The 12,669-nt window shown below is 63.1% G+C and carries 13 protein-coding genes; 6 read left to right on the top strand and 7 right to left on the bottom strand.

Annotated features, from left to right (window positions below; genetic code table 11):
* The first annotated feature begins 56 nt into the window (after window positions 1-56).
* The gene (locus PRJ_RS11655; protein WP_104961455.1) at window positions 57-707 is read left to right on the top strand and encodes a TIGR04211 family SH3 domain-containing protein; all 651 of its coding nucleotides are present in this window, start codon (window positions 57-59) and stop codon (window positions 705-707) included.
* Window positions 708-773: 66 nt separating this feature from the next.
* On the opposite strand, the gene PRJ_RS11650 is transcribed toward PRJ_RS11655, so the two are convergent.
* Complete coding sequence (locus PRJ_RS11650; protein WP_003256039.1) at window positions 774-1,652, bottom strand: LysR family transcriptional regulator; 879 nt, start codon at window positions 1,650-1,652, stop codon at window positions 774-776.
* 156 nt (window positions 1,653-1,808) lie between these two features.
* On the opposite strand from PRJ_RS11650, the gene argC reads away from it, so the two are divergent.
* Entirely contained in the window at window positions 1,809-2,750 is a 942-nt protein-coding gene (argC, locus tag PRJ_RS11645; RefSeq protein WP_104961454.1) for an N-acetyl-gamma-glutamyl-phosphate reductase, read from the top strand.
* 76 nt (window positions 2,751-2,826) lie between these two features.
* Window positions 2,827-3,513 (top strand): GNAT family N-acetyltransferase, encoded by a 687-nt coding sequence (locus PRJ_RS11640; RefSeq protein ID WP_020190494.1) that lies wholly within the window; start codon window positions 2,827-2,829, stop codon window positions 3,511-3,513.
* Window positions 3,514-3,624: 111 nt separating this feature from the next.
* Here PRJ_RS11640 and PRJ_RS11635 read toward each other — a convergent pair whose 3' ends face one another.
* The 5 genes from PRJ_RS11635 to PRJ_RS11615 form a co-directional block, all read right to left on the bottom strand.
* A complete protein-coding gene (locus tag PRJ_RS11635) occupies window positions 3,625-4,380 on the bottom strand; it encodes an ABC transporter permease (protein WP_104961453.1) in 756 nt (251 codons plus the stop codon).
* Window positions 4,380-5,585, bottom strand: a complete 1,206-nt coding sequence (locus PRJ_RS11630; RefSeq protein ID WP_104961452.1) for an ABC transporter substrate-binding protein — start codon at window positions 5,583-5,585, stop codon at window positions 4,380-4,382. The genes PRJ_RS11635 and PRJ_RS11630 overlap by 1 nt, the downstream gene beginning before the upstream one ends.
* Window positions 5,572-6,393, bottom strand: a complete 822-nt coding sequence (locus PRJ_RS11625; protein WP_104961451.1) for an ABC transporter ATP-binding protein — start codon at window positions 6,391-6,393, stop codon at window positions 5,572-5,574. The genes PRJ_RS11630 and PRJ_RS11625 overlap by 14 nt, the downstream gene beginning before the upstream one ends.
* Window positions 6,390-7,454 (bottom strand): acyl-CoA dehydrogenase family protein, encoded by a 1,065-nt coding sequence (locus PRJ_RS11620; RefSeq protein ID WP_104961450.1) that lies wholly within the window; start codon window positions 7,452-7,454, stop codon window positions 6,390-6,392. The genes PRJ_RS11625 and PRJ_RS11620 overlap by 4 nt, the downstream gene beginning before the upstream one ends.
* A gap of 99 nt (window positions 7,455-7,553) precedes the next feature.
* Window positions 7,554-8,114, bottom strand: a complete 561-nt coding sequence (locus PRJ_RS11615) for a carboxymuconolactone decarboxylase family protein (protein ID WP_104961449.1) — start codon at window positions 8,112-8,114, stop codon at window positions 7,554-7,556.
* 102 nt (window positions 8,115-8,216) lie between these two features.
* On the opposite strand from PRJ_RS11615, the gene PRJ_RS11610 reads away from it, so the two are divergent.
* A complete protein-coding gene (locus PRJ_RS11610) occupies window positions 8,217-9,137 on the top strand; it encodes an AraC family transcriptional regulator (RefSeq protein ID WP_104961448.1) in 921 nt (306 codons plus the stop codon).
* A 68-nt stretch (window positions 9,138-9,205) separates the two neighbouring features.
* On the opposite strand, the gene PRJ_RS11605 is transcribed toward PRJ_RS11610, so the two are convergent.
* A complete protein-coding gene (locus tag PRJ_RS11605) occupies window positions 9,206-10,609 on the bottom strand; it encodes a cytosine permease (protein ID WP_104961447.1) in 1,404 nt (467 codons plus the stop codon).
* 316 nt (window positions 10,610-10,925) lie between these two features.
* Here PRJ_RS11605 and PRJ_RS11600 point away from each other — a divergent pair, with 316 nt between their 5' ends.
* Together PRJ_RS11600 and PRJ_RS11595 are read left to right on the top strand one after the other, a co-directional pair.
* Window positions 10,926-11,411 carry a flavin reductase family protein gene (locus PRJ_RS11600; protein WP_010954485.1) on the top strand — a complete coding sequence of 162 codons (486 nt, stop codon included), beginning with the start codon at window positions 10,926-10,928 and terminating at the stop codon, window positions 11,409-11,411.
* 80 nt (window positions 11,412-11,491) lie between these two features.
* Window positions 11,492-12,532: an LLM class flavin-dependent oxidoreductase gene (locus PRJ_RS11595; RefSeq protein ID WP_010954486.1), complete on the top strand. Its 1,041-nt coding sequence runs from the start codon at window positions 11,492-11,494 to the stop codon at window positions 12,530-12,532.
* Window positions 12,533-12,669 lie beyond the last annotated feature (137 nt).

Here is a 12,669-nt window from a genome sequence, read left to right as displayed (position 1 = left end):
GTTCATCGGCCCAGTCACCGGGCCTACTTTTTGTCCTGTTTCAGCGAAGACTTAACATGCCCGATTCCCGCCCAAATGCTTCCGCCCTCCCTGCCCTGCGCATCGGCCTGATTGCCGCCTTGGTGAGTCTTGTCGCACCCGTGCACGCCGAAGAGCCTGCCAGCGACGCACGCTGGGTCAGTGACAGCCTGAGCACCTACGTGCGCAGCGGCCCGACCGACGGGCACCGCATTGTCGGCACGCTCAAGTCCGGGCAGAAGCTGACCCTGCTCGGCAGCCAGGGCAATTACAGCCAGGTGCGCGGGCAGAACGGCGATGTGGTGTGGATCCTCAGCAACGACCTGCAGACAGTGCCCGGGCAGAACGAGCGCCTGCCATTGCTCGATGCCCAGGTCGCCGAACTGACCGGGCAGTTGAAGACCATCGACGACAGCTGGAAGAACCGCGTACAGGGCATGCAGGAAACGCTTGATTCGCGCAAGCAGCTGATTGACGAGTTGGAGGCACGCAACAAGGCACTGAACGAGCAGCTCGATCAGAGCCAGTCGGACCTGCGCGATACCCAGGCCCGCCTGGGGGATGAGAACAAGCAGGTGATGATGCGCTACATGGTGTATGGCGGCAGCATTGCCGGTGCAGGCTTGCTGGCGGGGCTGATCCTGCCGGCACTGACCCGTGGGCGCAAGAAGAACGATCGCTGGTTCTGAGTTTGGCAAGGCGTCGGGGCTGGAACGTGCGTACCTGCCGCAGGTCTTGCCGCAGCGCAATCGCCCCTACAGCAACCGCTCCAGCGCCTCCAGCACATACCCCGTGGCCCGCTCCACCTGCCCTTCCCGACACGCAATACCCAGCTGCCGCCACAACCCCGGCCGCAGCGGTCGGCGGGCAATGCGCCGGTCCAGTTCGGTCGCCTCCCCCTCCTGCGGCAACAAGGTCGCCCCGTACCCGGCGCCGACCAGGCTTTTGATCGCATCGTTGTAGTTCAGCTCGATCCGCGGTTCGGGGTACAACCCAGCCGCTGCAAACCACTCGCCGGTAACCCGCGACAGCTGGGTGGTGCTGTCGTTGAGAATCAACGCCCGTTGCGCCAGCCAGGCCGGGGTGATCCTGGCCGGTGGCTGCCAGTCGGCCGGCACATACGCCAGGATCGGGTCGCGCCGCCAGGGGGTAACCGTCAGCCCTTTGCCGGCCACCTGCGGCAAGGCCACAAGGCCGATATCCAGCGTGCCCTCACGCAAGCGCGCGAGCGACGCCTGGGAGGTCAGCACCTGAACCTGCACATCGATCCCCGGGTGCTCCACACGCAGGCGCGCCAGCGCCTGCGGCAGCAAATGGGCGATGGCACCGGTGGAGGCGCCCAGCCGCACACGCCCGGTCAACCCTTCGACCTGCCGGCGTACTTCGTCCAGCGCCAAGTCAGCGTCCGCCAGCAGGCGTCGGGCACGCCCCAGCAGTGTTTCACCGATGACGGTAGGCCGCACCTGGCCGCGGGTGCGGGTGAGCAACGGGGCGCCGATACGCGCCTCCAACTCGGCCACGTGCAAGCTGATGGTGGGCGGCGCCAGGTTAAGCTGGCGGGCGGCCTCGGCAAAGGAGCCCAGGTCGGTGATGACCACCAATGTGCGGAGGCGGTCGAGGCTGATTTCGCGCATTGTTCAGAGCCGGCCCTTTTGCGGGTAAACCCACAGGTTCACCACGCGTTTCAAAACTCATTCAGAAAACCTGAATGTATCGATCATCATATTCAAATTTTCATTACCAACGCTACGGGCGAGCATAGGCTATCTTTCCCCAACCGGACCCCGAGCATGCACACCCCTGTTGTTTTCATCGACGGCGACCAAGGCACCACAGGCCTGCAGATCCATGCCCGCCTGCAGGGCCGTAGCGATCTTCGCCTGTTGACCCTCCCCGAGGCCGAGCGCAAGGACCCGCAACGCCGCCGCGAAGCGATCAACAGCGCCGACATCGCCCTGCTGTGCCTGCCCGACGACGCCGCCCGCGAGGCCGTGGCCGCAATCCACAACCCACAGGTGCGGGTGATCGACGCCAGCTCGGCGCACCGCACCGCACCAGGCTGGGTATATGGCCTGCCGGAGCTTGACGAACAGCAAGCCGAGCGCATCGCGCAAAGCACGCGTGTCAGCAATCCCGGCTGCTATCCCACCGGCGCCATCGCGCTGCTGCACCCACTGGTCAAGGCTGGCTTGCTGCCTGCGGACTACCCCCTGAACATCCACGCCGTGTCTGGCTACTCCGGCGGTGGTCGCGCGGCGGTCGAGCGGCACGAACAGCCCGGCGCCGCCAAAGCGCCGGCGCTACAGCTGTATGGCCTGGAGCTGGCGCACAAGCACGTACCGGAGATCCAGCAGCACGCGGGGTTGTCGGCGCGGCCGATGTTCATGCCCGGCTATGGCGCCTACCGCCAAGGCATCGTGCTGAGCATTCCGCTGCAGCTTCGCCTGCTGCCTGGACAGGTCAGCGCCGAGCATTTGCAAGCCTGCCTGGAACAGCATTACCAGGGTGCCCGCCATGTTCAGGTGATGCCTCTGCATCAGAGCGGCGCTGCGGCAAACCTCGACCCCGAGGCATTGAACGACAGCAATGACCTGCGCCTGGCGCTGTACGCCAACCCCGAGCATGGCCAGGTACTGCTCACGGCGGTGTTCGACAACCTGGGCAAAGGTGCCTCTGGTGCTGCCGTGCAGAACCTCGACCTGATGCTCGGTGCCTTACAGGCACACGGCTGATACGGCAAAAACGGTTAGACTGTACAACCCGCGCCAACACAGCGCGGGTCGTATTCTCATCCGCCGGAGCCCCCAGATGTTCATCCTGAGCCGCCTCGACAGCGTGCCGCCCGAATCTTTCCAGAACCAGATCCGCGAGCTGGTCATTCACAATGTCGGCGATTTGAGCAGTGTCGCCATCGCCGTCGACAACCCGCTGTACCCGCTGTACCAGTACGGCGTCGGCATGGAAGTCCACCAGTACCTGCAAGCGCTGGACGGCACCCGCGGTCTGGCCGTGGCGCTTACCCTGGCGCTGGATGCCGAAGCACCGGACCAGTTGCTGGGCTTTGCGCTGTCGCTGCCAGCCCAGGACGATGGGCAGGCCTGTGCATTGGCCTTTCTGGCCGTGTGCGCCAGCCATCGCCGCCAGGGCATCGCCCGTGCTCTGCTGGGCGACCTGCGCTCACGCCATGCCTGCGTAGAGCTGAACGCCTTTGCCAACCAGGTGCCGTGGTTCGAGGCGATGGGCATGCAAGTGGTGGCCGCCAACGGCCCGCAGGTGCTGATGAGCAGTACCGGCCACCCCAGTGGTGCGCTGATCGGGCGCCTGGACATTGCGCCGATTTATCAGACGGCTGAAGTGCTGCAGATTCACACCTATCTGCTTAACCAGCAGGGTGAGGATGCGATGATCGAAGCGGAGCAGATGCGCGATGAGCGGCTGGATGAGCTGACCGCTCAAGCCCAGGAATGTGTGCGCCAGCGCAAGAACGTGCATTGATCCAAAGGCCTGTTCGCGGGCTTGCCCGCTCCCACAGGAATACCGTAAGGCCCAAGGCCGGTGATGTACCTGTGGGAGCGGGCGAGCCCGCGAAGAAGCCCCATTGGCCTTTCAGCCATGCACCCAGCGCCGATGCAGCCCACGCGCCAGGGCATCCAGCACAAACCCCAGCACGCCAATCAGCAGCACCATGGCCATCAGTTCGGAATACGCCAGCCGGTCACGGGTATCAAGAATGAAATACCCAAGCCCCGCACTCACCCCAAGCATTTCGCACGGCACCAGCACAATCCACAGAATACCGATGGCCAGGCGCACCCCCGTCAGCACGTGACCGATCACCCCCGGCACAATCACCTTGCACAAGGTTTCCCAGCGCGTGGCACTCAAGCTGCGGCTCAGTTGCAGCCAGCGCGGGTCCAGTTGGCGCACCCCAGCCGCCGTGTTCAGCAAGATCGGCCACAACGCGGCAAACGCCAGCAGGAAGTAGATCGGCTGGTCACCCACGCCCATCAGCATCACCACCACAGGCATCCACGACAATGGCGATATCATGCGCAGAAACTGAAATGCCGGCGTGGTCGCTGCCTCCAGGTGCCGGTAGCTGCCTACCAGCAAGCCCAGCGGCACGCCCATCAGCAGCGCCAGCAGCAGCCCAATCAGGATGCGCTTGAGGCTGACCCAGATATGCCCATAGACCTCGCCCTGCCCCAGCAGCTCGACCAGGCTGGCCAAGGTTGCCGCCGGCGAAAAGCGCGCCGACAGGCCGTCGGCCTGGCCGAACATTGCCACACCGACCCACCATAACAGCAACAAGGCCAGCAACCCGACCAGCCCAAGGCCGGCATGTACGACATGCGTGCGCATCAGACCGCAAACTCCTCGCTACGCTCGAAGTTGTCGGCAATGCCGAACACCGACGGGCCACCCACTGTCGCGATGGCATTACGCACGAAGCGATCGTCGACCAGGTCGCGGGCGGCATACGCCGGATCCAGCCCGGCAAGAAACGCATTGTCGCCTTCGATCAGGGTGGTTTTCAGGCGCCTGACCAGCTCTTCGGTGTAACTCGGGAACGGGTATGGCTGGAAGTCGATGCGTTTTTCGTCCCACTGCTGATGGCGAATGGCGCCACTGGCAATGTAGCCAGCACGGTCTTCGGCGACGGGCGCCAGGACCTTGGTCAGCACCGCAGGCTCGTGCGGGGTGTACTTGTTGGGGCCCGCCCTGGACAGCAGTGCGGCGGCTTCGGTGCGATGGTCACGGGTCCATTGCTGGGCCTTGACGATGGCGTTGACCACTTTCTGCGACCACTCCGGGCGGTTATTCAGGTCATGCTCGTGCATGAACACCACGCAGCACGCATGGTTGCGCCATACATCGCCGGTAAAGCGCTGCACGCGGCCCACCTTGAGGTTCTCGGCCAGTGCGTTGAACGGCTCGGCAACGATGTAGCCGGCAATGCGCTTGCTGGCCAGAGCGGGTGGCATGTCGGACGGTGGCAGCACCAGCAGGTTGACCTCGTTGGCGGCCAGTTGCGCATTGGCCGGCTTCGACACGGGCGTCAGGCCGTTGTCGTTGAGCAACTGTTGCAGTACCACATTGTGGATCGAGTACCAGAACGGAATGGCCACTGTCTTGCCACCAAGCTGTTTCACGTCGGATATATCCGGCGCAACAGTCAGGCCCGAACCGCCCACGTGGTTCCAGGCCACCACCTTGGCTGGCACCTTGCTGCCATAGCGCGCCCATACCGTCATCGGCGAAAGCAGGTGAATGACATTGACCTGGCCGGAGATGAATGCCTCGATCACCTGCGCCCAGCTGCGCAGCAGCACCGGGCGCTCGGCCTTGATGCCTTCGGCCTCGAACAGGCCGTTGTTATGTGCCACCAGCAGCGGCGTGGCATCGGTGATCGGCAGGTAGCCGATGCGCACCGGCGCGTCCGGCTCGGCAGCGGCACGCGCCTGCAAGCTCGACAGCAACGGCAATGCACCGGCAGCAGTGAGCATGGCGCCGAGCTTGAGAAAGTCACGACGCGAAGAAGAGGAACAGCAGTCATCCATGCACATGGACAGCCTCCGAGGGCAACGAGGTTGGGGTAGGTTCGACTGTGCGGCTTGCCCGCCGAAGGGTTTTGAGGATTTCGATACGCAAGGCGCCAAGTTCTTCGACCCGCTGCGTCCGTGGTTGCGGCAGGTCAATGTGCCACTGGCCGAGGATGTGCGCTGGGTGGTTGCCCAGTAGCAGAACCCGGTCTGACAGCAGCAGGGCTTCGTCGATATCGTGAGTAATCAGCACGGCCGCGGTCTTGTGCGTGGCGATCAGTTGCAGCAGCAGCTGCTGCATGTCGGCGCGGGTCACCTCATCCAACGCACCGAAGGGTTCATCCAGCAGCAAGACTTCGGGCTGGCGTGCCAGGCAGCGGGCCAGCGCGGTGCGCTGGGCCATGCCGCCAGACAACTGCGCCGGGTACTGGCCACGCGCGTGGGCCAGGCCCACCGCCGCAATCGCATGGTCGATGCGTGCACGGCGTTCGGCATCCGCCAGCTTGGGCTGACGGGCGAAGTCCAGGCCGAAGGCGACGTTTTTCTCCAGGCTCAGCCATGGCAGCAGGCTGGGGTCCTGAAAGGCCACCGCCAGACGCGGGTGCGGCCCCTGCAGTGGCTGGCCGTGCAAGCTCACGCTGCCGCCGCCAGGCTGCTGCAAGCCTGCCAGCACCCGCAGCAAGCTGGACTTGCCCACACCACTGGGGCCAAGGATGCTCACGACTTCACCTGGCGCCAGCTGCAGGTCGAACTGCGCCAGCACCTGCTGCCAACCACTCTCACGCGGGTAGCCCAAGCGAATGTCACGGGCCTCCAGCAATACCGCGCTCATGCAACGCCTGCTTGGCGTTGCAGTTCGGCGCGCAATTGCACCAGGCTGGGCGTGACGATCGGCACGAAGGCCGACTCCCGCCAACGGCGGGCAAACCCTTCGCCGTATTCGCAGAGGTAAGCCTTGCCGCCACTGGCCTGCAATTCCAGTTGTACCGCGTCGGCAGCACTTTCAGCCAGGATGATGCGCAGCTTGAACAAGGCCGCCGGCTGCTGCTGGAAGCGACCTTCGAGCAAGCCCTGCTTGAGTTCGCAGACGGTGTTTTCCAGGCGTTCGCTAAGCACCTGACGGGCTTCGTCGAGGAACGAGGCTCGGCCATGCAGGTGCGCCTGAACCTCTTCCAGCGCTCGTCGCGCCAGGCCAATGGCCATGCCACATTGCAGCGCCAGGAATGCCGGGCGTACCCGTGGCAGGAATTCGCGTGCATTTTCATGCAGCAGCCAGTCGCGCGCCAGCGGCACCTGGTGAAAAGCCAATGCTGCCGTGTTGCTGGACTGCAGGCCCATCAGTTGTAGATCATCAGAGCGCTCAAGGCCTTGAGCGTCGGAAGGAATGGCCAGCACAAACGGCGCGCCGCCGCCTTCATCCTCGATGGCCGCCGCCACCACGAAGCCGCTTTTACGCAAGTTGGTCACCCAGTGCAGTCGCCCTTCCAGGTGCCAGCCATCGGCTGCCGGGCGGCCACGCACCTGCAGCGCTTCGATACCGGACAGGAACTTCATGGCGTTGGACAGCCCGGTGGCACCGGCCAATTCACCGGTCAACAGCCGCGGCAGCAGGCGCTCACGCAGGGGCTGGTTGGGGCTGTGCAGCAGGTATTCGATGAAGGCACGCTGGCCCCAGCAGACGAAAGCCGCGGCCAATGAGCGGCTGGCAATGGCGGCGATGGCCTCGACCGCGTCGGTCACCTGCCCGCCCGTACCGCCCAGCGCTGGGTCGACCCCCGTGCGCAGCAGCTGCGATTCTGCGATCTGCGCCAGCACCTGCTGCGGTTCGCACAGGCCCCGGTCGATGGCCTCGGCATTGGCATCCAGCCAGTGTCGAAATGCACAATCTTGCATGGTCTTGCTCCTTTGATAACGCCGGGGCCGCTCTGCGGCCCGTTCGCGGCACAAGGCCGCTCCTACAACGGCCTGGTAATGGCCATTATCACAGGTGGGCTACACAGAAGGCTGCCAGCGGTATTTGCCAAGCTCTTCGTTGAGTGGCGTCTGGGCGAAAACATTAGCAAAGTTGCACAGGGTTGCGAGGCTTACACCCAGAATCACCTCCAAGGCGTTGCCTTCACTGAAGCCGGCCTCACGGAAAGCCTGGTAGGTGGCTTCGCTGACATTGCCACGGGTGGCGATCACTTCGCGGGCAAAGGCGGCCAGGGTTTCGTAGCGGGCGTTCGGGAGTTCGCCACGGGCACGCAGAGCATCGACCACCTCCTGCGGCAGCTTGGCCTTGTTCAGCGCAACGGCCGTATGGCCGGCCACGCAAAAGTCGCAGCCATGCTGGGTGGCCGCGATCAGTTGCACCACTTCACGCTCGGCCAGGCCAAGCTCAGACTTGCCATTGAGTGCCGAAACGGTCACGTAGGTTTCAAGCGCCGCCGGGGCGTTGGCCAGCACACCAAGCAGGTTGGGGATGAAGCCGGAATTCTTCTGCGCGTTCTCAAGGAACGGCCGTGCCGCTTCCGGGGCGCTCTGCAGCGTGTGTAAAGTAATGCGCGCGGACATGCAGTGATCTCCTTTGATGAGTGTCACTACAGTCTGTTGGTTATAAGAACTACCCTCCATATTCGTCAGTCGCCTTTCCTTGCTCCTGAGTCTTTGCATTAGATGATTTCGTCCAGCCCGCTTGTCGATTGGTTATTAGAAAGCCTGGAGCTCGATGCCAGCCTGTTTCATGTAGGCCGCTATTGCGGCGGCTGGCATGCCAGTACCCAAGGCATGGGCCGGGCCAGCTTTCATCTGGTGGTGCAAGGCCATTGCTGGCTGCACATTGACGGCCAGCCGCAGGCCATTCGCCTGGAGAAAGGTGATGCCGTGTTCCTGCTGCGCGACCTGGCCTATCGCTTGTCCAGCGATCAGGACCCGGTCGACGCCTGTTCCCAGCCGCGCCAGGCCATGCAGGCGCTGGATAGCCAGGCCGCCGACGGCGTTGGCTTGGTCTGCGGCTTCTTCCATTTTCAGTCGGGCCTCTGCTCGCTGATTGTCGAGGGTCTCGCTGACTGGATCTTGTTACGCGCTGAAGATCCCAGCGGCAGCGCAGCGCGGGCGCTGTTCGGGCTGATCCTGGAAGAATGCCGGCGAGATGCTGGGCCATCACAGATGCTACTGGAACGGCTGACGCACTTGTTGTTCCTGTACGTGCTGCGCCAGCAGGTGCACGCAGGGCAATCGCTGGGCGGGCTGGTCGCCCTCGCCCGCCAGCCGGCATTTGCCGGATTGCTTGAGCAATTGATCGAGCAACCGGGGCAAACCTGGACCCTGGAGAACATGGCCGCTTGCACCGGGTTGTCACGGTCGGCTTTTTTCAAGCGTTTCAGCGAGCTGGCCGGGCAGTCACCGGGACAAGTGCTGCTGGCGCTGCGCATGCGCCATGCCAGCCAGTTGCTGCAGGCGGGGCATACCGTTGAGCAGGTGGGCGCGCAGGTGGGGTATCAGTCGGTGGCCGCATTCACCCGGGCATTCGCCAAGGCAGTGGGGGTGCAGCCGGGGGCGTATCGCAGGCAGCATGACGGGCGCGGGCATGCCTGACCCAGCAAAGCGCGGAAATCGACCAAGCGGCCATAGTCGGGGCTGCTTTGCAGCCCCCGTTGCAGTTGTCAGTCGTTGACGCTGATAACCCGCGCACTGTTAACCGCCTTCCCGCGTGTGGCCAGGCAGTAATACAGCGGCACGGTCACCAGCAAGCCGAACAGCCACGACAGGTCAGCCCCTTCGACAATGTTCGAGTACGGCCCCACATACAGCGAAGTATTGGCAAACGGCAGCTGCACCAGGATGCCGCAGGCATAGGCAATGATCGCGTGGTGGTTGAAGCGGCCATAGATACCGCCGTCTGCACTGAAGATCGAGGCGATGTCGTACTGGCCCTTCTTGATCAGGTAGAAATCGATCAGGTTGATCGAAGCCCACGGCACCAGCACCAGCAGCAGCGCCAGGATCAGGCCGATGAACTGGCCGATGAAGTCCGCCGAGGCATTCAGTGCCACCATCCCGCAGCCCACCAGAATGACCGAGGCCAGGATCACCCGTACCTTGACGCTCGGCGTCCACTCGGCCATGAAGGTCTGGATTGCGGTCACGATCGACAGCACCGCGCCATACAGGTTGAGGGCGTTGTGGCTGATGATGTTGAGCAGGAACAGCACCATCAGGATCGGGCCCAGCCAGCCGGTAGCCTGCTTCACCGCGTCCATTGCGTCGGTGCCTTGCGGGACGCACAACACGGCCACTGCACCAAAGCTGAAGCACAGGATGGTGCCCAGGGTGGCGCCCAGGTAGGTAGCCCAGAACGGTTTGGCAATGCCCACTTCACGCGGCAGATAGCGCGAATAGTCTGACGTGTACGGCGAGAAGCTGATCTGCCAGATGGTGCCCAGCGACACGGTGGCGATAAAGCCCGACAGGTTGAATGCGCCGCGGCTGAAGAAGTCTGCCGGCAGGTCCTGGATGAACATCATGATGAAACCGGCCAGCAAAGCCGAACCCATCACCCAGGTACCGATGCGGTTGAGAATGTGGATGAAACGATAGCCGATCACGCCGATGGCAGTAGCGCTCAGGGCGCCTATCACGATCGCGCCAGGCATCGGCACGCTCGGGGCGATGCCGTGGATGGTCTTGCCTGCCAGGACAATGTTGGAAATAAAGAAGCCGACATAGATCAGCGCGGTGAAGAACACGATCAGCAAGGCACCGTAACGGCCGAACTGGCCACGGCTTTGCACCATTTGTGGAATGCCCAGCTGCGGCCCCTGCGCAGAGGCCAGGGCGATGACCACGCCCCCGACCAGATGGCCCAGGACGATGGCTATCAACCCCCACAACAGGTTCAGGTGGAACACCTGGACCACCATGGCACCGGTGACGATGGGCAGTGGCGCAATGTTGGTACTGAACCAGAGGGTGAACAGGTCGCGCGCCTTCCCGTGGCGCTCGGCAGGTGGAACGTAATCGACCGTGTGATTCTCGACAAACTGGTGTTGCGACGACGGTTGGGACATGGTTTTCAGCTCGAAAGGTCGTTTTTATCTTTGTAAGGAAACCGCATCTAGGCGGCCTCTCAGCTGCGGACCATATTATGGTATTCCAAACTTTTGACAACACTGATCCGCATGAAAAAACGGCCACTGATCCGCTTGCGAAACCCCTGCGACAAACCGCCTCACCGCTCAAGGCCACGGTTTTCGTGGCTTTGGGCCGTTCATCGCGAAAACCTAGGGTTGAAAATTCCGCTTGCAAAATAGGTATTACGGTATACCATCAGACACATCAACGATAAAAACCGCGGACCACCGCAGCCCTTCAGAGGTACTCCCGATGATCGACGCAACTGTCTACAAGAACGTTCTGGGCTCCTTCCCGTCCGGCGTTACCGTCATCACCACCCAGGACGACGACGGCTCGGTCGTCGGCCTGACCGCCAGCGCCTTCTCCTCCCTGTCGATGGACCCGCCACTGGTGCTGTTCTGCCCCAACTACACCTCCGACTCCTACCCGGTACTGATCAAGCAGAAGCGCTTTGCCATTCATCTGCTCTCGGGTGAACAGCAGGCAGAAGCCTACGCGTTCGCCAAGAAGGGCAAGGACAAGGCCAGCGGTATCGAGTGGAGCCTGAGTGAACTGGGCAATCCGATCCTGGCCGGTGCCACCGCCGTCATCGAATGCGAACTGTGGCGTGAATACGAAGGTGGCGACCACGCCATCATGGTCGGCAAGGTGCACAACCTGATCGTCCCGGCAGAAGCACCACGGCCCATGGTGTACTGCCGCGGCAAGATGGCCAGCCTGCCGGCCTTTGCCTGAAGCCTGCAGTTGGACGCAGCCCGCTCCCAAATTGAAGCCCGATTGACTGACGGGCAATAACAAGCGTTGAGGAAAAACCCATGAAATTTTCGTTGTTCGTACACATGGAACGTTGGGATGAACAGGTCAGCCACCGCCAGCTGTTCGAAGACCTGACCGAACTGACCCTGATGGCCGAAGACGGCGGTTTCAGCACCGTGTGGATCGGTGAACACCACGCCATGGAATACACCATTTCGCCAAGCCCGATGCCGCTGCTGGCCTACCTGGCCGCGCGCACCGAGAAGATCCGCCTGGGCGCCGGCACCATCATTGCGCCATTCTGGAACCCGATCCGCGTCGCTGGCGAATGCGCCCTGCTCGACGTGATCAGCAACGGCCGCATGGAAGTGGGCCTGGCCCGCGGCGCCTACCAGTTCGAGTTCGACCGCATGGCAGGTGGCATGCCGGCCACCGACGGCGGCAAGGCGCTGCGCGAGATGGTGCCGGTGGTGCGCAAGCTGTGGGAAGGCGACTACGCCCACGACGGTGAAGTCTACAAGTTCCCGACCTCCACCAGCGTACCGAAGCCGTTCAACGCCACGCCGCCCATGTGGATCGCCGCCCGCGACCCGGACTCGCACAACTTCGCCGTTGCCAATGGTTGCAATGTCATGGTCACCCCGCTGATGAAGGGTGACGAAGAAGTGCTGGACCTGAAGAACAAGTTCCAGGCCGCCCTGGACAACAACCCGGACGTGCCGCGCCCGCAACTGATGGTGCTGCGCCACACCCACGTGCACAGCCCGTCCGACCCGGAAGGCTGGAAGGTCGGTGCCCAGGCGATCTCGCGCTTCTACCGCACCTTCGATGCCTGGTTCGGCAACAAGACGACCCCGGTGAATGGCTTCCTGGAGCCGAGCCCGGAGTCGAAGTTCGCCGAAGTGCCGGCGTTCCAGTTGGAGAACATCCGCAAGAACACCATGATCGGCACGCCGGAAGAGATCATCGCACGCATCAAGTACTACCAGGAACTGGGCGTCGACGAGTTCAGCTTCTGGTGCGACAACAGCTTGCCCCACGCCGAGAAGAAAAAGTCGCTCGAGCTGTTCATCAAGGAAGTGGTGCCGGCGTTCGCCTGAATTCCCATTGCCTGAATCATTGCGGGACGCGCCCGCTCCCGTGGGCCCCTTCGGCCTGCGTGAGCGGGCTTTTTTTTGAAACCTGTGCAGTCCCTGTGGGAGCGGGCAAGCCCGCGAAGAGGCCAGTACAGACAACA

Origin of the sequence: Pseudomonas sp. XWY-1 (assembly GCF_002953115.1) — a bacterium.
GTDB lineage: Bacteria > Pseudomonadota > Gammaproteobacteria > Pseudomonadales > Pseudomonadaceae > Aquipseudomonas > Aquipseudomonas alloputida.
This window is presented reverse-complemented; position numbering and strand designations above follow the sequence as displayed.